This is a genomic window from Methylobacterium sp. J-001 (genome assembly GCF_022829565.1).
GTDB lineage: Bacteria > Pseudomonadota > Alphaproteobacteria > Rhizobiales > Beijerinckiaceae > Methylobacterium.
On sequence record NZ_JAKSYN010000060.1, the window covers coordinates 1 to 25961 of the forward strand.

Below are 25961 nucleotides of genomic sequence, written 5' to 3' on the forward strand. Positions count from 1 at the left end.
CCCCGCAAGGACAAACTCCGTCAGTGTCGCCCTTCCTACAATCACACATAGTCAAAGACCCAGGCGAACCGATGACGGGCCCGCCAGCAGCAGAACTACGATCCGGGCCAACACCCCGTTCACCCGCTTGCCCGACTGGGAGAACCGAGATACCGGCGAGACCATCCAGTCGGCAGCCTCCGCGGTGGAGAGCGACTAGAGCCCGCCGCTCCCACTGTCGACCCCGCCGCCGAACCCGCCGAAGACAAACCGAGTCCGAAGCCAGGATACGACGACAACAGGCTATCGCCCGGCAACCCCGCCGGTCAATCGCCGATCCTGTCAGAAGATGCCTCAGCGCCCGGTCCACTTCCGCGGCCGGCGCCGATGAACAGGGGTATACGCACATCAACCCGGGTCGTCAACAGGGTTGTTTCGGAGCGGAGCCGATTTTCTTGGACTCCGGCGACGACAGGGGTGTGACGTCCGATTCGCCCCCCTCCTCCGGGTCGGGCCTCAGACGTCGAGGCGGAGGGTCAGCCCGTCATAGGCCGGCACCACGTTCTCCGGCAGGCGCGCGGCCAGGGCGGCGTAGTCGAGATCGGTGTGGAGGTTGGTGAGCACCGCCCGCCGAGGCTTCACCGCGTCGAGCAGCGCCAACGCATCCGAGACGGAGAAATGCGTCGGGTGCGGCGTGTCCCGCAGAGCGTCGATGATCAGGAGATCGAGACCGTAGAGCCGAGCCAGACTCGCCTCCGGAATCAGGCTGACATCCGGCATGTAGGCGGCCTTGCCGAACCGGAAGCCCAGAGCCGCCTCCGTCCCGTGCTCCACCGGGAGCGATTCCACCGTGATCGGGCCACCCGACCCGTCGAGGCTCAGCGCAGCGGGGAGATCGCGCAGGTCCAAGATCGGCGGATAGGCGCTGCCGGGGGGCGTCTCGAAGCAATAGCCGAATCGCGTGGTCAGCAGGGATCGGGTGAGCGTGTCGGCATAGACCGGGATGCGCCCGCGCATGGTGATCACCAGGGGACGCAGATCGTCGATGCCGTGGGTGTGGTCGGCATGGGCGTGGGTGTAGAGCACGGCGTCGAGGCGCTGGACGCCTGCATCGATGAGCTGCTCGCGCAGGTCGGGCGAGGTATCGACCAGCAGGGTGGTCCGCCCTCCCCCGGATACGCGCTCGACCAGGATCGAGCAGCGCCGCCGCCGGTTGCGCGGATCCTCCGGATTGCACGCGCCCCATCCGCTGGCGACCCGCGGCACCCCGCCGGACGAGCCGCAGCCGAGGATGCGCAGGGTCAGGCTCGCCGGCGCGGCGCCCGGATCGGTCATGCCGCGTCCCTGGGTTTGGCCTTGTCGAACAAGGCGAAAAAGTTCGCCGTGGTGATCCGGGCGAAGTCCTCGGCGGACAATCCCAGGGTCTCGGCCAGCGACCGGGCGGTGTCGGCCATGTAGGCCGGCTCGTTGGTCCGGCCGCGATGCGGCTCGGGGGCGAGGAACGGCGCGTCGGTCTCCACCAGGATCCGGTCGAGGGGCACGCGCCGGGCGATGTCGCGCAGCGCGTGCGAGCGCCGGAAGGTGACGATCCCGGAGAACGAGATCGAGAGCCCCAGCTCGAGCCCGGCCTCGGCGAGGCGCTGGCCCGACGAGAAGCAGTGCAGCACCGCCCGGAACGGTTTTTTGCCCATCTCGTCGGTGAGCACCCGCTCCATGTGGTCGTCGGCGTCCCGGGCATGGATGACCAGGGGCAGGCCGGCGAGGCGCGCCGCCTCGATATGGGCGCGCAGCACCTGCTCCTGCACGGCCTCGGGGGCGCCGTCGGGGTAGTGGTAGTCGAGTCCCGCCTCGCCGATCCCGACGCAGCGGGGATGCGCCTTTGCGATCCCCGCGATCGTCTCGGCGGGCACATCCGGCTCCTCGCCGGCCCCGTCCGGATGGGTGCCGATGGTGAACCAGATCTCGGGATGGGCCTCGGCGATCGCCCGGTAGGTCTCGGCCCGGGCGACCCGGGTCGAGATGGTGAGCATGCCGGTGACGCCCGCGTCCCGGGCGCGGGCGATCACCCCCGGCAGGTCGGCGGCAAAATCCGGGAAATCCAGATGGCAGTGGCTGTCGATCAGCATCGTGTCTCGGATCGCTGTCAGGCGGCCGGCGTTTCGGGCCGCTCGAACCGGGGGAAGACCGGGGCCGGGGCGGGCAAGGCGGTGCCGGGCACCAGGCGACCGCCCTCCCCCACATCGGCGAGCATGCGCCGGTCCGCCGGCACGGCGAGCAGGTCCAGGAGCCTGGAGGCCGCCGTGGGCACGAAGGGCTGGACCAGGATGCCGAAGGCCCGCAGGGCTTCGAGCGTCGTGTAGAGCACGGCGTTCATCCGGGCCGGGTCGGACTTGCGCAGCTTCCAGGGCTCCTGGCCGGCGAAGTAGCGGTTGGCCTCGGCCACCACCGCCCAGATCTCGGCCAGGACGCTGTGGAGCGCGAGATCGCCCATCAGCGCCCGGACCTTGCCGGGCAGCGCGTCGGCCAGCGCCAGGAGGGCGCGGTCGGCCTCGTCCAAGGAGGCGGGCAAGGCGCCGGGATCCGGCACCGCGGCGTCGCAGTTCTTGGCGACCATCGAGAGCGAGCGCTGGGCGAGGTTGCCGAGGTCGTTGGCGAGATCGGCGTTGATCCGGCCGATGATCGCCTCGTGGCTGTAGCTGCCGTCGCCGCCGAACGGCACCTCGCGCAGCACGAAGTAGCGCACCGGATCGACCCCGTAGGTGTCGGCGAGCTCGAACGGGTCGAGGACGTTGCCGAGCGATTTCGACATCTTCTCGCCCTTGGAGAGCAGGAAGCCGTGGCCGAAGACGCGCTTGGGCAGGGGCAGCCCGGCCGACATCAGGAAGGCGGGCCAGTAGACCGCGTGGAACCGGACGATGTCCTTGCCGATCACATGCAGGTCCATCGGCCAGAATTTTTTCCGGGGGTTCTCCGCGTCGGGGAAGCCCGTGACCGTGAGGTAGTTGGTCAGCGCGTCAACCCACACGTACATGACGTGGTTCGGATGCCCCGGCACCGGCACGCCCCAGTCGAAATTGGTGCGGCTGACCGAGAGGTCCTTGAGGCCGGAGCGCACGAAGCTCGCCACTTCGTTTCTTCGGGTTTCCGGGCCGATGAAGTCCGGCTGATCCTCGTAGAGCTTCAGCAGCCGATCCTGGTAGGCCGAAAGCCGGAACAGGAAATTCTCCTCCTCCATCCACACCACGGGCGTGTCGGTGGCGAGGCTGCGGCGGCTGCCATCCTCCAGCAGGCGGGTCTCGGCGGCGTCGTAATAGGCCTCGTCGCGCACCGAGTACCAGCCGGCATACGTGTCCAGGTAGATGTCGCCGTTGGCCTCCATCCGCCGCCAGATCTCCTGCGCGGCTGCGTAGTGGCCGGGCTCGGTGGTGCGGATGAAGCGGTCGTAGGCGCAATCCATCCGGTCGGCCATCGCCTGGAACCGGGCGGCGGTGCCGTCGACATAGGCGCGCGGGCTGGTGCCGGCCCGGGTCGCCGCCTGCTGGATCTTGAGGCCGTGCTCGTCCGTGCCGGTGGAGAACAGCACGTCGTAGCCGTCGAGCCGGTGGAAGCGGGCGATGGCGTCGGCGGCGATCACCTCGTAGGCGTGGCCGATATGGGGCGCGCCGTTGGGGTAGGAGATCGCGGTCGAGAGGCCGAAAGTCTTCTTGGAATGCGCCGGGGCGTTGGACGTCACGTCTGTGGTGTTCCGAATGATCGCAAGAGGTTTTTCGCGTTGTCGCGCGGCCGGGGCTGGGACGCAACCGCCGCTGCCGCGCGGACGATCATGGATTCCAAAGGTCCGAGACCTGTTGCGGGTCCAGGGCGGAGCCCTGGCCGTCCCGGAAGGCACAGCGGTTACGAGACCGCCTCGGCCAGATCCCCGAACAACGACAGCACCACCGGCCGCCGGTCGAGATTGTAGATCGCCGCCTCCCGGGCGGCGCGGCCGAACCGCTCGGCGACCTCCACCAGGGCGGCGAGGCGGGCCGGCGGCTCGTCCCGGCGCCGGTCGAGCTCGGTCGAGACGAAGCGCAGGACCGCGTCCTGCGCGGCCTCGAACCGCGCCTCGGCGTCGCGCCCGGCCAGGGTCTCGGCGAGCTTGAGCACCCGCCCCCAATCGGGCGTCTGCGCCCGGGCCAGCAGGGTCTCGACCTCGGCCACGAGGCCGGCCGTGACCGGATCGAGCATCGCCAGCGCCCGGGCGACCGACCCCTCGCACTGGGCGACCGCCCGGGCCAGGGCGGCCTCCTCGGGCTGCGGGAACGGCTCGGGCAGCCCGCGCACCACCCGGGCCACCGCCTCGGGCGCGAGCGGGCGCAGCATCAGTACCCGGCAGCGGGAGCGGATCGTCGGCAGCAGCCGCCCGGGCTGGTGGGCCAGAATCAGGAACAGGGCGCGAGGCGGCGGCTCCTCCAGCACCTTGAGCAGGGCGTTGGCCGCGTTGGCGTTGAGGTCCTCGGCGCTGTCGAGGATGCAGACCCGCCAGCCGGAATCAGTGGCCGTCGAGGCGAAGAGGTCGAGCGCCCGGCGGACCATGTCCACCGAGATCTTGGTGGGCAGCGCCTTGGCGCCGGCGGTGCGGTGGCGGCGCAGGGCCACGAGGTTCGGGTGCGACAGGCCCGCAACCTTGCCGGCGACGGGGTTGTCGTCCGGCACATCGAGCCCGGCCGGCCCGCCGCCCTCGGGATAGGCGAGCAGCCGGCGGGCGACCTTGTAGGCGAGGGTCGCCTTGCCGATGCCGGGGGCGCCGCCGATCAGCCAGGCATGGTGCAGACGCCCCGCCGCGATCCCGGCCCCGAAGGCCTCGGCCGCGGCCTCGTGGCCGACCAGCGCCCGGGTCTCGCGCGGGCGCGGGACGCCGGGGAGGTCGCCGGGCTCGGTGTCGTCGGCGGCGCGGTCTGCCGGTTTCATGGCGCGGATCTCAGGCGGCATCGCCGCGGCTTCTTTCCGTCGGGAGCAGGCCCGACAGCCGGGCCGCCACAAGGGCGCGGATCGCAACCTCGACCGAATCAGGATCGCGGCCGGCGTCGATCACTGCGCAGCGCTCCGGCTCGGCGCGGGCGATCGCCAGGAAGGCGTCGCGCAGCCTTGCGTGAAAGTCGAGTGATTCGGCCTCGAACCGGTCGGCCCCCTGCCCCGTCCCGGCGCCGCGCCCGGCCGCGCGGGCGAGCCCGGCCTCGGGGGGCAGGTCGAGGATCAGGGTGAGATCCGGCCGGGTCGGGCCGACCACGACCCGCTCCAGGGCGATGACGACGGCCGGATCGAGGCCGGCGGCGGCGCCCTGGTAGGCCCGCGTCGAGTCGATGAAGCGGTCGCACAGCACGATCTCGCCCCGGCGCAGGGCCGGACGGATCAGCCGGTCGAGATGGTCGATCCGGGCCGCGCTGAACAGCAGCGCCTCCGCGAAGGGGCCGTAGGGCTTGGCGACGCCGCCGAGCAGGGCCGCGCGGATCTCCTCGGCCCGGGGCGAGCCGCCGGGCTCGCGGGTCACGCAGACCTCCCGGCCCGACCGGGACCGCAGGGTCGCGGCCAGGCGGGCGATCTGTGTCGACTTGCCGGCGCCCTCGCCGCCTTCGAAGGTGATGAAGGTTCCCGGCGCAGGCTCTTCGACGCGTGGCGCGATCACGGGCGAAACATCACGTCGGATCGGCCGTTCGGTCGCCGGATTTCGCGTCCTTCTTGCCGACCCGGTCGAAGGCCTTGCGCACGAGGCCGGTGCCGAATTCCAGCGCCGCATCCATCGCCCGCTGCGACAGGGTGCCGGGCTCGACCGTCGCGCCGGCGAAGAGCGGCTGGTCGAGGGCGACGGTGTCGCCGCGCTGGATCCGAAGGGTTCCGATCTGCCGGCCCTCCTCCACGGGGGCGACGAGCGGCCCGGTATAGACCACCTTGGCGCTGACCCGGTCGGTGGAGCCGCGGGGCAGCAGCACCCGCACCGGCTTCTTCGCGACCAGGGGCACGGAACCGGCCTGGCCGCCGAACACCGAGGCCTCGGCCACGGTCTCGCCCGTCGCGAAGATCTGCCGGGGCTCGAAGGCGCGGAACCCCCATTCCATCAGCTTGCGCGATTCCGCGGCCCGGTCCCGGGCGGTCTTGAGGCCGGAGACCACGAGCACCAGGCGCTGGCCGTTCTGCACCGCCGAGCCGGTCAGGGCGTAGCCGGATTCCTCGAGGTAGCCGGTCTTGAGACCATCGGCGCCGATATCGAGGGCCAAGAGCGGGTTGCGGTTCTGCTGGCGGATCTTGTTCCAGGTGAACTCCTTCTCGGAGAAGATCTTGTAGAGGTCCGGGTAGGTTTCGATCAGGTGGATCGCGAGCTTGGCCATGTCCCGGGCCGTGACCTTCTGATCGGGCGCCGCGTAGCCGGTGGCGTTGCGGAAGGTCGAGTTCGTCAACCCGATCTCCTTGGCGCGCTGGTTCATCAGCCCGGCGAAGGCCTCCTCGGTGCCGGCCATGTTCTCCGCGATGGTGATCGCGGCGTCGTTGCCCGACTGGACGATCAGGCCGCGCAGCAGGTCCGACATCTTGATGCGGCTGTTGACCTGCGCGAACATCGACGAGCCGCCGCCCCCGGCCCCGCCCCGCTTCCAGGCGTCCTCGGTGACGGTGAACTCGGTGTCCATCGACAGGCGGCCGGATTTCAGCGCCTCGAACACGATGTCGGTGGTCATCAGCTTGGCCATGCTGGCCGGGGAGAACCGCTCGTCGGCGGCCTTCTCGAACAGCACCGAGCCGGAATCTGCGTCGATCAGGATCGCGTGCGGGGCCGCCGTCTGGAAGCTCTGGGCGGCCGCGCCGGCGAGGCCCGCCCCCAGCGCGCAGGCGGCCGCAAGAAGGGTGAGAAGGGTCCTGCGCATCACCGTTCCGTCCCACGCCCGCCGCCCGGTTGGAAGAACGCCAACCGTATCCGGATAACAAGCGTGACCATATTACGGTTTCGATGCGGGATCGAACGCGAAATGCCGCATTGCGGGAACGGCGAGCGCCCGGGCCGTCCTCAGTAGATCCCGGCTAGGCGTGCATGCCCGGCGCCGGTCGACGCCGTCTTGGTCGGGCCCCCGGCCTTCGCCTGGGCCGGTCCCTTGGCGGCGGTGGCGACCTTGGTCGGCGCCGGAGCCTTGGTGGAGGCCGCGGCCTTGGCGGAGATCCCGGAGGGAACCTTGGCCGGTGCCGCCGCGGAGGCGAGATGCGCCAGGGCGGATTTGGACGCAGGCGGCAGCGCGGCGGGCGCGGCCGCAGCGAATCTCGCGGGGGCGCCGGGCCGGCCCGGGCCGGGGGCCGCACGAAGGGCGACGGCGGCGGGCTTCGGAACGGCGCCGTGGCCGCTTGCCTGCGCCGGGCCCTGACCGGAGGCCGGATTGAGGCCGGCAACCTTCACGCCCGCACCCCTGTGCTCGGCGCCCTTCTGCTCGGCGACCTGGACCGGCGCCGGCCGGAAATCCCGCACCTTTTGGGCGGTCGGCTGGACGGCCGCCGGCACCCGCATGGCGGCCGAAGCCAGCATGATCGGGGCACGCACCGGGGCGGGCCGCGGCGCCGGGGCCTCGTCGGGTTGCACGCGCTCGGGGGCCGGCTTGAAGGCCAGGGGCTCGGGGGCCGAGCGGGCGTAGCGCTCCGGCTCCTCGGAGGGGCCGAGATCGGCCATCATCACGGTCGAGCGGCCGGCCGGCTGCCCGTCGGTGCGCAGGCTGGCGAGCAGCTTGCGGTCGTCGCTTCCGGCGACCGAGGCCCGGCCGGCATATTCGACCCGCACCCGCGCGGTGCCCCTGCGGTGGAAGCCCAGGGCCTCGGCCGCCTCCTCGGAGACGTCCATGACGCGGCCGGCATGGTAGGGGCCCCGGTCGTTGACCCGCACGATCATCGAGGAGCCGTTGTCGAGGTTGGTTACCCGCGCGTAGCTCGGCAGCGGCAGGGTCGGGTGGGCGGCGGCGATCGAGTGGCGGTCGAACACCTCGCCGTTGGCGGTCATGCGCCCGTGGAAGGCCGAGCCGTACCAGGAGGCCAGGCCCTCCCGCACGTAGCCGCGCGGATCCTCCTTGGGCACGTAGGTCTGGCCCGCCACCACGTAGGGCTTGCCGGTGTAGCGGCGCCCGCCGCCCTTCGGGATCACGTCGCCCTCGTTGTAGAGGCGCGGGCTCGCCTTGACCCCGTATTTCGGGTCGATGCCGTTGCCGGCGGCGAGCTTCTGCTGTTGGGGGGTGGTGGCGCAGTTGGCCGTGGCCAGGGCCACGCCCGAGACGGCCAGGAGCCGCAGGGCGAGGCGCGCAGGCCGGGGAAGGGTCGTGCGCACCATGTCGGGGATCACCAAACTCTACGCGGAACCATGGCCGGTAAACGAACCGGCACCGGCCGCGCCCCTGGGCTCAGCCGGTCCACCCAGAATTGTAGGGATCGCGTAAACGAAGCCTGAACGATCCCGGCTTCGGCGCTCATCCCCTGCCCGTTCGTAGCGCATTTTTCTCGCGCAAAGCACGAGACGTGGCGATCAAGCCGTTGATCTGTCTAAAAAACCGGTTTCAGAGAGGTCCGAGACCTTTTGCGGGTCCGGGTTTGCAAGCCCGGGGCGGAGCCCGGGTATCAGACGGGCTCCGCCCCCGAGCCGCGCCCGAGGGCACGGCCCTGTGGGCAACCCGGGTCAGCGGGACGGGGTCTCGGTCAGCTGCGCGATGGAGCGCGCGCCGCGCTGCTTGAACAGCAGGTCGAGGCCCTCCAGCATCAGGGCGTGCATCTTGGTCCGCTCGGCATAGGCGAGGTCCCGGAGCTGGTCGTAGACCGGCGGCTCCAGATAGACCGACATCTGCCGGGCGCGCTGCTTCAGCGTGGCGGCCGGCTTCGCCGCCGGGGGCGCCAGCGCCAGCGTCACGATCTCGGCACCCTGCGGCCGGGCCGCGTGCCGATCCGGCGGGTTCGCCGAGGCGACGATCGCCGCGAGACTGAGCTTAGGCGGCTTGGACATGCTGGCCCGTCCTCAGCGACTGCGTGCGGCGCTCGATCCAGGACCAGAGGCGGCGGACCTCCCCGGCGGCCTGGCCCTTGGGATTGAACTCGGTGACGCCCTGGCCGAGGCCGATCGCGTCCTGATGGTCGGTGCGGGCGACGATGTTCACGTCCGGCAGGATTCCGAGCACGGCGAGCCCGTCGGCCGCGTCCCGGACCCGGTAGGAGCGGGGCGGGGTCTGGTTCAGCACGAAGGCGAATTTCTTCTCCAGCCGGTAGACTGCGGCGAGCGTCGGCTTGAACGCCCGCAGGTCGGCCGGCGTCGGCCGGCACGGGATGATGCACAGATCGGCCGCGCGAATCGCCGAGAGCGTGCCGGTGGAATCGACCCCCGGCGTATCGATGAACACGAAATCGTAGGCGGATTCGCGCAGGCGCTCCATCACGGCGTCGATCTGCGTCGCGTCGATCTGCGCGACCTCGGGACCGTCGGCGGTGCGGTGGTCGAGCCAGTCCGAGATCGTGGCCTGGCGGTCCATCTCCAGGATGCAGACCGTGTGGCCGGCCTCCCGGGCGGCGACCGCCAGGGAGATGCACAGCGTGCTCTTGCCGCTGCCGCCCTTCTGCGTAACGAAGGTGATCGCTTTCATCCTGGGCGTCCTCCAGAAGGCCCTGCGCATCCGCCGGGGCGCGGGCAATCCGATTGCCGCGCCCGCGCCGGGCAACCTCAGGTGCGGGATCACGGGCTGCCGCGATCCTGTGACCCAAGGATGTCGTGCGGCACGTTGCGTGCGACATGGTTAACGACTCGTTAAGGCAAGCTCCCGTCCCCTGGGGCGGGCGAGCCGGCCGGGATGCACGGTCGCAACTTGCGTTCTGAACTTCAGGTTAATATTTATGCTGTCTGTTCTTTGAACGGCCTTTTCAGCTGCTATAGGATTTCGTAGCGTTGGTCTGCCGGTGCCGAGGCCTCGATGGATTTGATAACCTCAGGTTTGATGGCGTACGACGATCCGGCGAGGAATGGCATGGCCGAAGCCCCGATCCCGCAATCCGTCCTCGATGCGTCCGGTGTGGTCGGCACATGGGTCCATGATCACTGGGCCGATCGGCTGGCGCTCTCGGCCTCCCTGGCAGGGCTGCTCGGCCTCGACCCGGTGGCGGCCGCCACCGGCGTGTCCCTCGCGGCATTCCTCGACCGGACTCATCCCGAGGATCGCATCCGGGTCGAGAGCTACCTGCACGCGGTGTCCGAGACCGGCGGCACCCTGGAGGCGGAGTTCCGCACCCGCGACACCCGCAGCGGCATCCGCACCCTGCTGATGCGCGGCCGGATCGACCGCGATCCCACGGGCCGCACCCTGCAGGGCCGCGGCATCGCCATCGACCGGACCGAGGCGCAGACGGCCAACCTCCTGCAGAGCGAGCGCGTCGTGAACCGGATGGCCGAGCACGTCATCGCCCTGCGCGACCTCGCCCATGCCCTGAGGCGGCCGGCGCTGGTCGAGCAGATCGAGCGCCTGATGATCGAGATCGGCTTCGAGCTCGCCCGCTTCCTGCCCGAACCCGAGGACGAGCCGCGGCACTGAGCATGCGGCGGAGCCTGATTGATCGCGCCCGCACCCGCAAGCTACGGTCCCGGCAACACAATGCCGGGAGGACGCCGATGGCCCGCGACACGATCTACGACCGCGATCTCGACCGCGTGCCGGCCAACCACCAGCCGCTGACGCCCCTGCTCTATCTCGACCGGGCGGCGCGGGTGTTCCCCGAGCAGGTGGCCGTGATCCATGGGCCCCTGCGGCGCTCCTACCGGGACCTCTACGCCCGTGCCCGCCGGCTGGCCTCGGCACTGGCGCGGCGCGGGCTCGGCCGCGGCGACACCGTGGCGGCCTTCCTCGCCAACACCCCCGAGATGGTCGAGTGCCATTACGGTGTCCCGATGACCGGGGCGGTGCTCAACACCCTCAACACCCGCCTCGACGCCGCGGCGATCCGCTTCTGCCTGGAGCACGGCGAGGCCAAGGTGCTGATCACCGACCGGGAATTCGCGCAAACCGCCGCGGCGGCCCTGGAGGGCCTGGAGCCGAAACCCTTCGTCATCGATGTCGACGACCCGGAATACGACGGGCCGGGGGCCCGGCTCGGGGACACGGATTACGAGGCCTTCCTGGCCGGCGGCGACCCGGAGCACGATTGGCAGCTGCCCGACGACGAGTGGGACGCGATCGCGCTGAACTACACCTCGGGCACCACCGGCGATCCGAAGGGCGTGGTCTATCACCACCGGGGCGCGGCGCTGCTGGCGCTCGGCAACGTCATCACCGGCGGTCTCGGGCAGCACCCGGTCTATCTCTGGACGCTGCCGATGTTCCACTGCAACGGCTGGTGCTTCCCCTGGACCCTGTCGATCGTGGCCGGCACCCATGTCTGCCTGCGCCAGGTCCGGGCGGAGGCGCTCTACCGGCTGATGGCCGAGCACGGGGTCACGCATCTCTGCGGCGCGCCGATCGTGATGCAATTGCTGATCAACGCCCCCGATGCCGAGCGGCGGGACCTGCCCCGGCGGGTGGCGTTCTTCACCGCGGCGGCGCCCCCGCCCGAGGCGGTGCTGGCCGGGATGTCGGAGGCCGGGTTCGACGTGACCCACCTGTACGGCCTGACCGAGAGCTACGGCCCGGCGGTGGTCAATGCCTGGAACGCCGATTGGGACGCCCTGGCGGCCGACCAGCGGGCGGCCAAGAAGGCGCGCCAGGGGGTGCGTTATCCGGTGCTGGAGGCGCTGGACGTGCGCGACCCGGAGACGATGGTGCCGGTGCCCGCCGACGGCACGACGATCGGCGAGGTGATGATGCGCGGCAACGTGGTGATGCGCGGCTACCTCAAGAACCCGGCGGCCACGCAGGCCGCGTTCCGGGGCGGCTGGTTCCGCACCGGTGATCTCGGGGTGAAGCACCCGGACGGCTACATCCAGCTCAAGGACCGGTCGAAGGACATCATCATCTCGGGGGGCGAGAACATCTCGTCGATCGAGGTCGAGAACGCGCTGTTCAAGCATCCGGCGGTGTCGGCCGCCGCGGTGGTGGCCAAGCCGGACGCGAAATGGGGCGAGACGCCCTGCGCCTTCGTCGAGCTGAAGCCGGGCGCCTCGCCGAGTGCCGACGAGCTGATCCAGTGGTGCCGGGGGCGGCTTGCCGCCTACAAGCTGCCGCGCCACGTGATCTTCGGCGACCTGCCGAAAACCTCCACCGGCAAGATCCAGAAGTTCATCCTGCGCGAGCGGGCGCGCGAGGACGGCGCGTGAGCCGGCGCCCGAGCGGCCGGGTCAGGCCTGCGGAGGCTCGGCCCGGACCGGCACGCGCACGGCCTTGGCCGCGCGCAGGTCGGCGGCGATCTGGGCGATGAAGGCCTGGATCGACACCAGGCTGAACAGGCTGATCGAGGCGACCAGGGCGGCGGAAACCAGGATCTTGGCGGTAGCGGGGTCCACGGCGTGACGTCCTTGACGTAGGGCTCGCCGCGGGCTGTCCGGGCGAGGGGCGCCGTTCAGGGCGCCCGCGATGATCCGAAGGTGGGCGTGCGGCCTCGGTTCCGCCAGCGTTGCCGTGATGGACCTGGCATGCGCGTAGGTTCGGGCTCCGGTATCAACCGGAGGTGCTGGTCGTACGCACCGTTTCCCGCAATAAGCCGGCCCGATGCGGGGTGCATCGGGGAGAGACGTATGGCCGGCAAGGGGATCTCGGCGGGCATCGCCGGCTGCGTTCTGGGGGGGCTGCTGGCGGTTCAGGGCGCGCTCCTGAGCGCGGCGCCGGCCCGGGCCCAGGAGCCTGCCCGGGAGCCTGCCCAAGAGGCTGCCCGAGAGCCGGTCACCCGGGCCGGCTATTTCTACATTGGCGGCCGGTATCAGAAGCTCGGCGACAAGACCGTGATGGTCGGGCAGATGTTCGTGCAGTCGCGCACGCCGGCCCGGATCACCCAGCCCTACCCGGTGGTGATGGTGCACGGCTTGGCCCAGACCGGCGTGAACTACCTTGCCACCGCGGACGGACGGCCGGGCTGGGTGCAGCACTTCGTCGAGAAGGGCTACCAGGTCTACGTGGTCGACCAGGTCGGGCGCGGGCGCTCGGGCACCAACCCGGAGGTCTACGGCCCCTACGACCGGCTCGGCACCCGAAGCCTCGAGAAGACCTACACGGCGCCGGAGGTCTACGACCTGTTCCCGCAGGCGAAGCTCCACACCCAATGGCCGGGCGGCCCCGGCGTGCAGGGCAATGCCGCCTTCGACCAGTTCTTCGCCAGCCAGGTCCCGTTCCTGGCCAACGGCCAGCAGACGGAGGAGCTCGTCGATCCGGCCCTGCTGGCGCTCCTGGAGAAGATCGGCCCGGCGATCCTGCTCACCCACGGCCAGGGCGCCCTGTTCGGCTGGGCGGCTTCGGATGCGAGACCCGACCTGGTGAAGGCCCATGTCAGCATCGAGCCGAACGGACCGCCCTTCTTCGACGTGCAGTTCCGGGGCGGCAAGGACTTCTGGGAGCGCTCCGGGGATGGCCGCGCCCGCGCCTACGGGCTGACCCGCATGCCGCTGACCTTCGACCCGCCGGTCAAGGCGCCGGAGGATCTGGTCGTGGCGCAGCAGGCCAAGGGCGCCGATTCCAAGGCCCCGGAGGGCCAGATCCGCTGCTGGCTGCAGACCGAGCCCGCCCGGACCCTGCCGAACCTCGCCAAGGTGCCCGCCGTCATCGTGACCGCCGAGGCTTCGTTCCACGCCACCTACGACGCCTGCACGGCCGCCTTCCTGACCCAGGCCGGCGCCAAGCCCGACGCGATCCGGCTCGCCGACCGGGGCCTGCACGGCAACGGCCACATGGTGATGCTGGAGGCCAACAGCGACGCCGTGGCGGATGCCGTGGCCGGCTGGCTCGGGACCCACGTGAAATAGCGTCTCGGAACGGGTCGCGGCGGCTCTTCCCCCGGCGTCCACAGGTCGCCGCCGACCGGCGTGACCGCGCTCTGCCCGCTCCCGTGCCGCCGCGACGGCGCGCGCCTGACGCTGCGTGTCGTAACCGCAACAGCCCTCGCCTTCCGCGCGCGACCGGCTTGCAGCCAAGCCTGGCTACACGTACTGCGTGTAGCAGAAAGCTGAATAAAAACAGCAGTTTATCACAGTTCTAAAGAACGTGGCAGCCCCGGCGGGACCCATCCCGGCGCATGCGGGCGGCTGTTCGGAGCGTCGTGCAGGACCCAGTCAGATGAGAGTCGTTCATCCCCGTTCCGGCGCCCTGCGTGCCCTGCTCGCCGGCGCCTCCCTCGCGGTGCTGGCGCAGGCCGCGCCGGCGCTCGCCCAGGACGCGACGCCGCCGAGCCGCGGCATCAGTAACCCGCCCGCCGGAGGCAGCGTGCAGCTCGACGAGATCAGCGTCGAGAGCCGCGGGGGCGGCCCGGTCTAGGCGGCGCGGGCCAGCGCGGCCTCGCGCAGCGTGGAGAGCCCGACCGGCCCGATCGACGGCTTCGTGGCGAAGCGCTCGAATACCGCGACGAAGACCAACACCCCGCTGATCGAGGCGCCGCAATCGATCACCGTGATCGGCCGCCAGCAACTCGACGCCCAGAACGCCCAGACCCTGACCCAGGCGACCCAGTACGTTGCCGGCGCCTATGGTGGCGTGTTCGGCGCGGATACGCGCATCGACTACCTCACCCTGCGCGGCTTCGTGGTGAGCGACTACGGCATCTACCGGGACGGGCTGCAGCAGCTGAATTACGGCTTCGGCTACTTCAAGACCAACACGTTCGGGCTCGAGCGCATCGAGGTGCTGCGCGGTCCCGCGGCGGTCCTGTTCGGGGCCGGCAGCCCCGGCGGCATCGTCAACCAGGTGACCAAGCGCCCGACCCTCGACCCGTTCGGCTACGCCGAGGTCGGCGGCGGCTCGTTCGGCCAGAAATACGCCGCCTTCGACTTCGGCGGCCCGGCCGACCAGGAAGGCCACTGGTTCTACCGGCTGACCGGCTACGGCCGCCAGGGCGGAACCCAGGTCGACGGCGCGCCGGACGACAGCTTCTACATCGCGCCGGCCGTCACTTATAAGCCGGACGGGGCGACGCGCTTCACTTTCCTGTCGAGCTTCCAGCACGACAACACCGCGGTGACGTCGAACTTCCTGCCCTATCTCGGGACCGTGCGGCCCAACGCCTCCGGGTTGCGCATCCCGCGCTCGCTCAATGTCGGCGATGCCGGATTCAACACGTTCCAGCGCGACCAGGCCTTCCTCGGCTACGAGTTCGAGCACGACTTCGACGAGACGTGGACCTTCCGGCAGAACCTGCGCTACTCGTTCCTCAAGAGCTTCCAGAATTCCGATATCGGCCAGCTCGGCTACAGCAATCCGGCCCAGACGCTGCTCGCCCGCTACCAGTTCCGGGACAGTGCCAAGGTCAACCTGTTCCAGGTCGACAACCAGGCCGAGGCGCGGTTCTTCGACGGATACTTCCGTCACGACCTGCTGATGGGCCTGGACTACAAGGATTACCGCCTGAGCGACAATCAGGCGTCGCTGTTTCCGGCGAGCGACCTGAACATTCTGGCTCCGGCCTACGGCCTGCCCACCGGGACGCCGTCGCCCTACCTCATCAATTCCAACGCGTTCAAGCAGCTCGGCCTCTACCTGCAGGACCAGATCAAGGTCACCGACCGCCTCACCCTGCTGGTCGGCGGCCGCCAGGATTTCGCGGATAACCGGGTGGTCGACAAGCTCAACAACGGCGTGGGCAGCAACGGCCGCAGCGACAACGGCACCACCTACCGCACGGCGCTGATCTACAATTTCGACAACGGTCTCGCCCCCTATGTCAGCCTCTCGACCTCGTTCCAGCCGCTGATCGGCACCGGCATCGACAACCAGACCTTCAAGCCCGAGACCGGCAAGCAGGTCGAGGGCGGCGTCAAATTCGAGCCCCCCGGCCAGGGCTACTTCGTCACCTTGGCGGGCTTCGACATCCACCGCCAGAACGTGCTCACCGCCAATCCCGCCAACCCGCTGTTCAACGCCCAGCTCGGCGAGGTGCGGTCCACGGGCTTCGAGGCGCAGCTGGTCGCGAGCCTGTTCGACGGTCTCAACATCTCGGCCTCGTACACGATCTACGGGCTGACCAACGAGCGGGGCGGCCCGGACCTGATCGGCAAGGTCCCGGTCAACATCCCGGAGAACTTCGCCAACGTGTTCGTCGACTACACCATCCCGACGGGTGACCTGCGCGGCTTCGGCTTCGGTGGCGGCGTGCGCTATGTCGGGCGCTCCTTCGCCGACGTGGCCAACCTGTACCGGGTGCCGGACTACGTGCTGTTCGACGCGCAGGTCCATTACGACTGGGAGCGCTGGCGCCTGCAGGTGAACGCGACGAATATCGGCGACCGGCGCTTCGTCTCATCCTGTCAGGCGTTCAATTCCTGCTTCTACGGCGAGGCGCGGCGGGTTCTGGCGAGCGTGAGCTACAAGTGGTGAGGCTTCCACCTCGCCGGTCTTGAGGCTGTACGCGAACGTCGCGTTGTAAGTCATGGATTCAAAAGGGCTACGCCCTTTTGCGGGTCCAGGGCAGAGCCCTGGAAGTGGGCCTCACCCCGCCACGGGCGCCGGCCCGGACAGGCGGGTCGGCAGCGTGTCGATGCGCAGGGACCGGCGCAGGCTCCGGGAGAGGGCGTCCACCGCCACCGTCACCGAGGCGGTGGCGGCGATCAGCACCACGGCCACGTCGAGGCGCAGCTCCGAGATCGCGGCGTCGACGTAGAAGCCCAGCGTCGTGACGCCGAGGATGCCGAAGATCGCGCTCTCGCGCAGGATCAGCTCCCAGCGGTAGAGCAGGTAGGCCAGGAACTGGCCGTAGAGGCGCGGCACCGTCTCGTAGGCGTACAGGTTCAGGCCCCTTGGCGCGTCCGGTCGGTAGGGGATCGCGTCGGCGTGCCGGCCCATCAGGTAGGCGACGATCCCGGCATTGTGCAGTGCCAGCGCGAGGATCGCCGGCAGCATCGAGGGGCCCAGCAGCTGCAGGCAGACGTAAGCCAGCATGTATTCCGGGGTCGAGCGCACCACCACGAGGAGCACGCGGCCGAGCGGCCGTCCGACGGGCCCGGCGAAGCGCCGCGCGGTGAGCGGGAACAGGACCAGCGCCCCCAGTGCGGTCGCCGCCAGGGCGATCTGCGCCAGGATCAGGGTCTGGATCGTGCCCGGCAGGATCTGGTCCGTGAGGATCGGGCGCAGCCACGACCAGAGCCGCGTCCAGGTCTCGGGATCGGCCAGCGCCGCGCCGCGCAGGGGCGCCGGCACGATGTCGTGGCCGAGGAAGCGCGCGAGGCTCGCCCCGACCGCGGCGTTGCCGATCGCCGGGGGCAGGGCCAGCGGCGCGGCGATGAGCAGGAGCGGCACGGTCCAGCCGCGGATCCAGAGCCGGCGGGTGCCGATCAGCGCGTAGAACACCAGGAGCAGCGCCCCGGCCTCGGCGTAGCGGCCCTGGCGGAAGGCGGATTCGAGATAGAACCCCATGGTCGGCAGGCCGATGAAGCCGAGGACCAGGCTGGAGCGCAGGCCGCATTCGAGCCGGTAGAGGGTGTAGTCGCGCATCCGCCCGGCGACCTCGGGCAGGCGGGCATACAGGAAGGCCGAGACCGTGCGCGTGCCCATGGGCAGCACCCGGAGCGCGGTAAGGTCGGCCTCCTCGATGATCTCGGCATAGACCTTGGCGCAGATGCCCGCGTAGGGCAGCGCGATGGCGAGCACGCCGGTGGTGGCCGAGAGCCCGAACACCTGCATCAGCAGCAGCGCCCAGAACAGCTCGTGCACGGCGCGCAGGCTCGCGCAGGCGAGCCGGATTGTGCGGGAGCGGGCGAAGGGGATCGCCAGCAGCAGGCCGCTCCCGGCCCCGAGCCCGACGCCCAGCACCGCGAAGGCCACCGTGTAGACGACGCTCCAGCCCTCGACCGACAGGAAGTCCGGCCGGACCAGGCCCTCGAGCAGGCGCGCGAGGTCGGCGAACGGGTGCAGGGTGGTGACGTGCAGGTCCGCGACGAGCAGGCCGGCCAGCGCGGCTGCCAGGAACCAGCGGCTCACCGCCGCGTAGCCGGGCCGCGGGCGGGCGAGCCGCATCACGCGGCCTCGTAATAGGGGCTCAGCCGTGCCGGATCGAGGCTTTGAGCTGGCGCGTCGAGGGCGATCCGGCCGGCCTCCAGCACCACGATCCGGTCGGTGTGGGCGAGCGCCAGCGTCACGTCGTGGAGCGCCAGGATCAGGGTCTCGTGGCTCTGCGCCATCTCGGTGAGGATCCGGGCGCCCTGCTGTCGGTCCAGCGCCGAGACCGGCTCGTCGCCCACCAGGATCGGGCGGCCGTTATAGAGGGCCCGGGCCACCGAGACGCGCTGCTGCTGGCCGCCGGACAGTGCGCCGGCCTTCGCCCAGAGTTTTTCTGCCAAGCCGACCCGGTCGAGGATGCGTTCCACGGCGGCGATATCGGCTTTCGCCGGGCTGACCAGGGTGCGCAAGTTGTGCACGGTCGAGCGCCGGTCGAGCCGGCCCATATAGACGTTGTGGAACACCGAGAGCGTCCGAACCAGGGCCGCGGCCTGGGGCACCAGCGCGACCCGCTCGGGCGCCTGCGCCTGGATCAGCCCGATCAGGGTCGATTTGCCGGCGCCCGAGCGGCCCATCAGGGCGACCCGCTCGCCGGCCCGCACGGTCAGGTCGATGCCCGACAGGACCGGGTGGCCGCCATAGGAGGCCGCGGCGTTCTCCAGGACGATCTCCGGGACGATCTCCGGGACGATCTTCGCCTGGGCCTCGGCCGCCACCGTCTCAGTCCAGCAGGCCGGTAGAGCGGCCGACCTCGACCAGGGGCTCGTAGGCGGCGTTGGTCACCGGGATGAACTTCGAGCGCCCGAACGGCTCCAGGATCGCCGGGTCGGTGATGCCGACGAGGGCGCCCTTGAGCTTCTCGGTGAAGCCGGCGCCGTAGGTCCGGTCCACGTCGCCGCGCACGGTCCATTGATAGTCCGGGAAGGTCGGGCTCTCCCAGATCACCGAGACGGCCTTCGGGTCGACCTTGCCGGCCTTCGTGTCGAGGTCCCAGACCGCGTAGTCGACGGCGCCGACCGCGAAGGCGCCGGACTGGACCAGCTGGATCGTGCGGCTGTGGTCGCCCGAGAACCCGACCCGGGAAAACACCTGTTCCGGATTCTTGCCCGGGAAGGCCTGGCGGATGAAGTATTCCGGCATCAGACGCCCCGAGGTCGAGGCCCGGGCGCCGAACGTGAAGGTCTTGCCTGCGATCGCTTTGGGGAAGTCCTTGGTCGGCTCCAGCCCGGCCCCGGCATGGGCGATCAGGTAGGTCTTGAACGCCGCGTCCTCGGCCCCCTGCGCGATCGCCTGGGAGCCCGGCACGGCCCGGCGCGCCTGGACCCCGGTAAAGCCGCCGAACCAGGCGAGCTGCACCTGACCGTTGGTGAAGGCGGTGACCGCCGCCGGGTAACTCTTCACCGGGATGTAGCGCACCGGCACGCCGAGCTTGCCTTCGAGATACGTTGCGACCTTGCCGAAGCGCTCGACGAGGCGGCTCTCGTCCTGGTCTGGGATGCCGGTGAAGACCAGGGGCGGGACCGGCTTCTCTTGAGCCTGCGCGGCCGTGCCGAGCGCGAGGGCAAGGCATCCCAGGGCGAACCGCCCGACCCGTCCCAACCCCGGCATGGATCCTCCCTCGCATCACGCCTGACTTGGGCGCGCCGAATCTGGATTCTCCCTAGCGCATCGTCCTGAATACCGGAACCGGGGCAATGCTCCAGCTGTCGCGCCCGACACCTGCGGGCCCCAGCCGCCCGGCCCCGTGCCTGCACGCGGGTCGCGCAGGCACGGGATCCCCAAAAACTCAGCGATAATGGCGGCGCATCATGGGGTGGCGATGGTGCCGGCGCATCATGTGATGGCGGCTCCTCATCACGCCCCGGGAGGACATCCGGGCGCCGCGGTGCATGCCGCCGAAGTTGCTGTTGCCGGTGGCGGCGGCGTTCCGGTCGAGGCCGTCGCCCGGGGCGGCGAGGCTGGGACTGGCCGCGCCGAGGACGAGGCCGAGGGCGAGCGTCGCGCCGAGGAGGATCTTGTTCATGGGGGGATAGGACTTTCCGCGACCCTGCGCCGCTCCGACCGAACGAACCGGTTCCGCGCATGTTCCGGGAGAATCCCGCCCTTCAGGCGGCCGACGTCTCCACGATCGCGAACAGGGCCGGCTGGGCGGCGTTGGCGTCCGGCACTGGAACCGCCTGGATGCGGGGCGGCAGCGGCCCCCCGAGCAGATCCAGAAACTCCCCCGAGGCGCCGATCTCGATCTCGGCCGCCTTGGCCCGAGCCTCCAGGCGCGACAGGGCGTTCATCGCGGGGCCGAGCACGGTGTATTCGGCCCGCACCCCGTCGTCGAACACCCCGACCAGGAGGTCGCCCGCATGCAGGGCGACCACCACCCGCAGGGTGAACAGCCCCTCCCCGGCCCGCGCCGCGTTGAGGGTGGCGATCCGGTCGTGGATCGACAGGGCGCAGGTGAGCGCCGCCCGGGCCTGGGCGCGAGGGCGGCCGACCACGAACTGCACCAGCACCGCGTCGCCGACATACTTGTCCACCAGGCCGCCCTGCTCCGCCACCGCGGCCTGGGCGGCGGCCCGGACGGCCAGCAGGGCCGTCACCATCGCCTCGGGCGGGTGCTCCCGGCTCAGCCGCGAGAAGCCGCGGATGTCGAGCACCATCAGGCAGGCGTGGCGCCGGTGGATGCCCATGGCGCCGTCGGCATCCTCGGCGGCGAGGTCGAGGGCGACCGTGTCGGGCACGAACCGGGCGAGCTGGGCGCGCTCGTGCTCCATGCGCAGCGCCCGGGTCACCGCCTCCCGCAGCCGGGTCATGCCGTCGATCACCAGGAGGCCGGCCGCCACGAAGGTGGCGAGCCCGGTGATCTGCGCGGTCGGGAAAGAATCCGGCCCCGGGAACAGCTCCGGCCAGGCCAGCCCGACCAGGAACGCCGCGGTCCAGCAGGCCGTCACCACCGCGCAGAACAGCAGGGTCTGGGCCACCCGCATGCTCAGGCCGGTCTGGAGCAGGAGCAGGAAGGCCGGCAGGCGGCTCACCGCGTCGGCGCCGAGACCGGCCCCGCCGCCGGCCAGCATGTGCTCGATGATCACGTAGACGGCGAGCCCGGCATTGAGCAGGGTCCCGGCCCAGCTGTAGACGGCCGCCACCGGGCCGCCGCCCCGCTCCCCCAGGCCGAACCAGACCGTGCCGACGCCGTAGAGGCCGAGGATGAACCAGTGGCTGAGGGCGTGCAGCGAGCCGTCATAGGCCTGGGCCGCCATCAGCAGCACCAGCACGATCACGATCCGCAGCCCGAGCAGGCGCAGACCGCCACCCGCCTGCATGGCGCGCAGCACGGCGGGGTCGTCCTGGCCCGCCTCCGCCTTGCACACGGCGCGACTCCCGGCGGTCCGGGAGGCGGGGAGCGGCGGTGTCCGGGCGCCGCCCGAGGCCATCACGCGCTCCGATCGAGGCGCCGGGCCGCGCTGAAGCGATTGAGGAAGCGCGGCTCCTTTTCGGGGGCGATCCGGATCGCCAGGTGCAGGGTGCCGTCGGCCTCCGCGCGCCGGTCTAGGATCTCGGCGTTCTCGTAGAGCCAGTTGAGCGCGGCCCCGTCCTCGGGGGGCAGCGACACCGCGAAGCTCGCCCGGTGGCGGCCGATCCGTGCCTCGATCCGGGCGGTGAGCGCAGCGAGCCCCTCCCCGGTCAGCGCCGAGACCAGCACCGGCGCGTCGCTGTCGCGGTCGTTGCGGGCCTTGGCCTGGCCGCTGAGGTTCATCAGCCGGGTGCGCTCGTCGTCATCCAGGAGGTCGGCCTTGTTCCAGACCTCGATGATCCGCTCGGCCGTGGTCTCGATGCCGAGCTCGCGCAGCACGTCGCCGACATCCTCGGCCTGGGCCTCGGAGTCGACATGGCTGACGTCGCGCACATGCAGGAGCACGTCGGCCTCGATCGCGTCCTCCAGGGTCGCCCGGAACGCGGCGATCAGGGCGGTCGGCAGGTCGGAGATGAAGCCCACTGTGTCCGAGAGGATCACATTCTCGCCATGCGGCAGCTTGGTCGCCCGGGCGGTCGGGTCGAGGGTGGCGAACAGCATGTCCTTGGCGGTGACCTCGGCCCGGGTCAGGGTGTTGAATAGGCTGGACTTTCCGGCATTGGTGTAGCCCACCAGGGCGACGATCGGGTACGGCACCCGGGCCCGGCTCTGCCGGTGCAGGCCGCGGGTCCGCACCACCGCGTCGAGGTCGCGCTCGATCCGGGTCATGCGCTCCTGGATCATGCGCCGGTCGGCCTCGATCTGGGTCTCGCCGGGGCCGCCCAGGAAGCCGAAGCCGCCGCGCTGCCGCTCCAGGTGGGTCCAGGACCGGACCAGCCGCGACTTCTGGTAGGCGAGGTGCGCGTGCTCGACCTGGAGCGTGCCCTCCCGGGTCGAGGCGCGCCGACCGAAGATCTCCAGGATCAGGCCGGTGCGGTCGATGACCTTGGCGCCCCATTCCTTCTCGAGGTTGCGCTGCTGCACCGGCGAGAGGGCGCAATCCATCACCACCAGGCCGATCTCGCGGGCGCGGATGAGCCCTGCGATCTCCTCGACCCGGCCCTTGCCGAGATAGGTGGAGGGGCGGATCCGCGGCAGGCTGATGGCGAGGCTCTCAACCACGTCGAGCTCGATCGCGGCGGCGAGGCCGGTGGCCTCGTCGAGGCGCGCCTCCACCGAGCGGGTCGGCTGAACAGGCCCGTGGCCCGGCCCCCCGGGTCCGGGAGCGCCGCGCGCCAGATAGGGCCCGATCACCAAGGTGTGGGTCGCCGCGGCGATCTCGCCCTCGGGCGCGGCCTGTGCCTGGAGCCGGGCCTCGCCGGACGTCAGCGTCTCGCTCATGCAACCTTTAACGCCGCCGGAGGCCCGGCGGCTTCGTTCGAGAAGTCGGATTCGTCAGAATGGGGATGCGGGCGACGTCAGCCAAGATGCCGGACTGGCGGGGCGGCAGATATCCATGACGGCAGCGCGGGCACGCCCGGCGGTCGCCTCGACATCGGGGCCCGCTCGGCCCGATGCCTCGGCCTTACGCCGGGCGCACCGTGTTCAGAGCGTTCCGCCGAAGCTGAGCATCCCGCCGACGGCGGTGGTGCCCAAAGCCGTCGATCTCGCGGAGGCGATCGCAGAGACCGTGAGATTGTTGCCCAGCTTGTACTTCAGGCCGGTCTTGGCCTCGCCCCGCGCCTGAGTCAGGACAGCGCCATATTGGAAATCGCCGATGTCGTCCGCGTGGGCCGTGGAGGTCATCGTCGGCTTGCGCACCGCCCGCTCGATCTCGATGCCGGAGACCCATTGCAGATCCGGGGTCAGCGGCACCGCAACATCCACGCCGGCATAGGCGAAGGTGCTCCGATAGGCCACGTCGCCATACTGGATGGGGAAGCTGACATTGGCTTCCGTGTAGCCCTGGCGGGTGACGCGGCTGATCCGGACGCCGCCATGCCAGCCCACCACCAGATCCGAGAACAGGGGAAGGTCCTGGCCGACTTCGATCGCCCCCGCCACCCCGGCGATCTGCGCGCCGCCGATGCCCGCCTCGGTGCCGGACAACTGCCCGCGGTGGATGTCGGCGTGATAGCGGCTGAAGGCGAAGGCGGAGCGCACGAACACCCCACCGCCGGCGTAGGGCTGATGGCAGTTCAGGAAGGCACCGGCCCCGAAGGAACTCCGGTTGTCGTTGAAGGCCGGCGACGGCAGGGCTCGGTAGGGTGCGTAGCTGAGGGTGCCTCCGACCGTCAGGGTGTCGGTCAGGCCGTAACCCAGGGGCAAGGTGGACAGCGTATCCGTGTTCCTGCCGTCGGCGACGAATCCGGTGCTGGCGCCCCAGCCGATCTGACCCTTGGGCACGACGAAGTTCTGCTGCAGGTAGGTGAGCGATTGCCGCTGCAGCTCCAGAGCGGAAAAGGTCTCGTACCGCAGACGCGCGATCGTCCGCCGGGTGTTGGTCACGTCGACGATCTGGGCTTGGACCTCTGACGCGGCTGCGGGTGTGGCGGGATTGGCGTTCATCGCTTGCGCGGTGGCTTGTGTCGTCGATGGCGCGGCCTGGAAAGACGCTTGAGCTGGGGTCGCATTCTGGGCCGCTTGGGTGGTCGGGCTCTGAGCCGTCGATGTCGGCGTCGCGGGCTGGGTTGCCGCGGCCGGGCTCTGTGCGGCTTGTGTCGATGTCGCGTTCCGGCCTGTGGCGGCTGCGGACGGGCTCTGTATCGCGGAGGCCGGCACCGAACGCTGAGTCGGCGAGGGCGGGGTTTGACTTTGGAGCGTGGATGTCAGCGTCGCGGTCTGGGTGACGGCCGCCGGGGTCGGATACGTGATCTTCCACAGGACGGCATGGGGATCGCCCGAATCCGTTTCCGAGTAACCGGCGGCGATCCGGCCGTCGGCCGACAGGGCCCGCACCCAGGACGTCCCGCTGTTGTCGGACCGGAGGGTGCCGAGATCGCGCTTGTCGGACCAGCCCGATCCCGACCACAGGGCCGCATGCGTGTAGCCGGAATCCGTGCTGCTGCTGCCCGCCGCGACCGTGCCGTCCGCCGACAGCGCCCGGACGACCGAGGTCCCCCGGTTGTCCGTCCGCAGCGTCCCCAGATCCGTCTTGATGGCCCAGTTCGCCCCGGACCAGAGCGTGGCGTGGGGGTAGACGTCCACCTTTCTGTCGGTCGCAGAATAGCCTCCGACCACGGACCCGTCGGATGAGAGCGCGTAGGCCCACGAGGTCCCGGAATTGTCCGACCTCAGGGTGCCGAGATCGGTCTTCGTGATCCAGCTCCGGCCCGACCAGATGGCGGCGTGGGTCGTCCCGGAATCGACGCTCGATTCGCCGGCCGCGACGGCGCCGTCGCTGGACAGCGCATAGATGCCGGACGTGCCCGACTTGTCGGTCGGCAGGGTGCCGAGATCGGTCTTGGTCGCCCAGTTCGTGCCCGACCAGAGGGTCGCGTGCAGGGTCTCGTCGGCGTTCTCGGCGATGCCGCCGATGACGCTTCCGTCTTTGGAGATGGCGTAGGCCTTGGCCGCCCCGGTGTTGTCGGACCTCAGCGTGCCGAGATCCCGCTTGACCGACAGGTCGGTCCCCGACCATGCGGCGGCACGCATGTTGACACCGTTGGCGTCCGTGTAGGCATCGCCGACCGCGACGCTGCCGTCGCCCGAGAGCGCCCAGATCTCCGACGCCCAGCTGTTGTCGGCCTTGAGCGTGCCGAGATCCTTCCGGCTGACCCCGGCGTCGGAGGCCGGGGATGCGGCGACCGTCGTGCCGGAGGCCAGGGACGGGGATGTCGAGGACGAGGCTTTCGCGGCGTCCTGAACGGTGATGCTGGTGTCTTTGTCGAGGACGCGATGCAGTTCGTCGGAGGTGAGGGAAACGACGCCGCCGTGCCGCGGGGAAAGAGTGTTGATGTCGGCGTTCTGGACGGGGGTGAAGGTCTTGAAATCCGTCGTCTTGACCAGATCGAAGGTTCCTCTCTTCCAGTCATGCATGTACTTGTCGTATATGATGATGTAGCCGCTGCCGTCGTTCAGCCTGAAGGCTTGCGGGCCTTCGACAGCTTCGGTGGTCTTCTGCACATTGCCCTTGGACGGTATGAGGTATCCCCAGGTCAGGTGATCGGATACCGCGTGCTTGATGACCCTGAGCTGGGCTGTGCTGCCCTGAAGTCTCGTCTCCGCCTTCATCAAGAGATGGTATTTGCCATCCTGCTCGGTGATGTCGGAATTGATGTAGCCCACGCCGTCGCGGGCATAGAAGAGTTGCCTCGGCTTCTCGACCAATCCCGTGAAGTCACGATTGGCGTGGGCGTAATACGGTTTGTAGGGGGCGTCCGTGCCGATCGTCAGATAGACCATGTTCTGCTCGGTCAGGGGATTGTAGGCCACCTGTGGCG

General features: G+C 70.3%; 20 protein-coding genes and 1 pseudogene. 4 read left to right on the plus strand and 17 right to left on the minus strand.

Annotation, left to right across the window (positions count from 1 at the left end; genetic code table 11):
• Window positions 1-495: 495 nt before the first annotated feature.
• The 9 genes from MKK65_RS06340 to MKK65_RS06380 all read right to left on the minus strand — a co-directional run bounded on the left by MKK65_RS06340 (window position 496) and on the right by MKK65_RS06380 (window position 9605).
• A complete protein-coding gene (locus tag MKK65_RS06340; RefSeq protein WP_243956401.1) occupies window positions 496-1314 on the minus strand; it encodes an MBL fold metallo-hydrolase in 819 nt (272 codons plus the stop codon).
• Entirely contained in the window at window positions 1311-2105 is a 795-nt protein-coding gene (locus tag MKK65_RS06345; RefSeq protein WP_243956406.1) for a TatD family hydrolase, read from the minus strand. Before MKK65_RS06345 ends, MKK65_RS06340 begins: the two co-directional genes overlap by 4 nt.
• 17 nt (window positions 2106-2122) lie before the next feature.
• Window positions 2123-3712, minus strand: coding sequence for a methionine--tRNA ligase (gene metG, locus MKK65_RS06350; protein WP_243956416.1), 1590 nt, complete (start codon window positions 3710-3712; stop codon window positions 2123-2125).
• A 161-nt stretch (window positions 3713-3873) separates the two neighbouring features.
• Window positions 3874-4929 carry a DNA polymerase III subunit delta' gene (locus MKK65_RS06355; protein WP_243956418.1) on the minus strand — a complete coding sequence of 352 codons (1056 nt, stop codon included), beginning with the start codon at window positions 4927-4929 and terminating at the stop codon, window positions 3874-3876.
• Window positions 4930-4939: 10 nt separating this feature from the next.
• On the minus strand, window positions 4940-5644 hold the full coding sequence (tmk, locus tag MKK65_RS06360; protein ID WP_058194848.1) for a dTMP kinase: 705 nt from the start codon (window positions 5642-5644) through the stop codon (window positions 4940-4942).
• Window positions 5645-5654: 10 nt separating this feature from the next.
• Window positions 5655-6875 (minus strand): D-alanyl-D-alanine carboxypeptidase family protein, encoded by a 1221-nt coding sequence (locus tag MKK65_RS06365; protein ID WP_243956420.1) that lies wholly within the window; start codon window positions 6873-6875, stop codon window positions 5655-5657.
• A gap of 140 nt (window positions 6876-7015) precedes the next feature.
• On the minus strand, window positions 7016-8311 hold the full coding sequence (locus MKK65_RS06370) for a septal ring lytic transglycosylase RlpA family protein (RefSeq protein WP_243956422.1): 1296 nt from the start codon (window positions 8309-8311) through the stop codon (window positions 7016-7018).
• A 342-nt stretch (window positions 8312-8653) separates the two neighbouring features.
• Window positions 8654-8974 (minus strand): ribbon-helix-helix domain-containing protein, encoded by a 321-nt coding sequence (locus MKK65_RS06375; protein WP_058194851.1) that lies wholly within the window; start codon window positions 8972-8974, stop codon window positions 8654-8656.
• Complete coding sequence (locus tag MKK65_RS06380; RefSeq protein ID WP_058194852.1) at window positions 8958-9605, minus strand: ParA family protein; 648 nt, start codon at window positions 9603-9605, stop codon at window positions 8958-8960. The genes MKK65_RS06375 and MKK65_RS06380 overlap by 17 nt, the downstream gene beginning before the upstream one ends.
• Window positions 9606-9983: 378 nt before the next feature.
• On the opposite strand from MKK65_RS06380, the gene MKK65_RS06385 reads away from it, so the two are divergent.
• Window positions 9984-10544, plus strand: coding sequence for a PAS domain-containing protein (locus MKK65_RS06385; protein ID WP_058194853.1), 561 nt, complete (start codon window positions 9984-9986; stop codon window positions 10542-10544).
• Between the two features lie 77 nt (window positions 10545-10621).
• Window positions 10622-12259, plus strand: a complete 1638-nt coding sequence (locus tag MKK65_RS06390; RefSeq protein WP_243956423.1) for an acyl-CoA synthetase — start codon at window positions 10622-10624, stop codon at window positions 12257-12259.
• Window positions 12260-12280: 21 nt separating this feature from the next.
• Here MKK65_RS06390 and MKK65_RS06395 read toward each other — a convergent pair whose 3' ends face one another.
• Window positions 12281-12445 carry a hypothetical protein gene (locus MKK65_RS06395; RefSeq protein WP_243956425.1) on the minus strand — a complete coding sequence of 55 codons (165 nt, stop codon included), beginning with the start codon at window positions 12443-12445 and terminating at the stop codon, window positions 12281-12283.
• 231 nt (window positions 12446-12676) lie between these two features.
• Between MKK65_RS06395 and MKK65_RS06400 the strand changes: the two genes are divergently transcribed.
• Together MKK65_RS06400 and MKK65_RS06405 are read left to right on the plus strand one after the other, a co-directional pair.
• A complete protein-coding gene (locus MKK65_RS06400) occupies window positions 12677-13894 on the plus strand; it encodes an alpha/beta hydrolase (protein WP_243956427.1) in 1218 nt (405 codons plus the stop codon).
• 310 nt (window positions 13895-14204) lie between these two features.
• Window positions 14205-16454 (plus strand): annotated as a pseudogene (locus MKK65_RS06405) (TonB-dependent siderophore receptor).
• A 111-nt stretch (window positions 16455-16565) separates the two neighbouring features.
• On the opposite strand, the gene MKK65_RS06410 reads toward MKK65_RS06405, so the two are convergent.
• The 7 genes from MKK65_RS06410 to MKK65_RS06440 form a co-directional block, all read right to left on the minus strand.
• On the minus strand, window positions 16566-18089 hold the full coding sequence (locus MKK65_RS06410) for a PhnE/PtxC family ABC transporter permease (RefSeq protein WP_243956429.1): 1524 nt from the start codon (window positions 18087-18089) through the stop codon (window positions 16566-16568).
• A complete protein-coding gene (locus tag MKK65_RS06415; protein ID WP_243956431.1) occupies window positions 18089-18787 on the minus strand; it encodes an ATP-binding cassette domain-containing protein in 699 nt (232 codons plus the stop codon). The genes MKK65_RS06410 and MKK65_RS06415 overlap by 1 nt, the downstream gene beginning before the upstream one ends.
• Before the next feature lie 4 nt (window positions 18788-18791).
• Window positions 18792-19679, minus strand: a complete 888-nt coding sequence (locus MKK65_RS06420; protein ID WP_058192839.1) for a putative selenate ABC transporter substrate-binding protein — start codon at window positions 19677-19679, stop codon at window positions 18792-18794.
• Window positions 19680-19857: 178 nt separating this feature from the next.
• Complete coding sequence (locus tag MKK65_RS06425; RefSeq protein WP_058192840.1) at window positions 19858-20094, minus strand: hypothetical protein; 237 nt, start codon at window positions 20092-20094, stop codon at window positions 19858-19860.
• Window positions 20095-20176: 82 nt separating this feature from the next.
• Complete coding sequence (locus tag MKK65_RS06430) at window positions 20177-21499, minus strand: adenylate/guanylate cyclase domain-containing protein (protein ID WP_243956434.1); 1323 nt, start codon at window positions 21497-21499, stop codon at window positions 20177-20179.
• Window positions 21499-22920, minus strand: a complete 1422-nt coding sequence (hflX, locus tag MKK65_RS06435) for a GTPase HflX (protein WP_243956436.1) — start codon at window positions 22918-22920, stop codon at window positions 21499-21501. Before hflX ends, MKK65_RS06430 begins: the two co-directional genes overlap by 1 nt.
• Before the next feature lie 204 nt (window positions 22921-23124).
• Window positions 23125-25953: an HAF repeat-containing protein gene (locus tag MKK65_RS06440; RefSeq protein WP_058192843.1), complete on the minus strand. Its 2829-nt coding sequence runs from the start codon at window positions 25951-25953 to the stop codon at window positions 23125-23127.
• Window positions 25954-25961 lie beyond the last annotated feature (8 nt).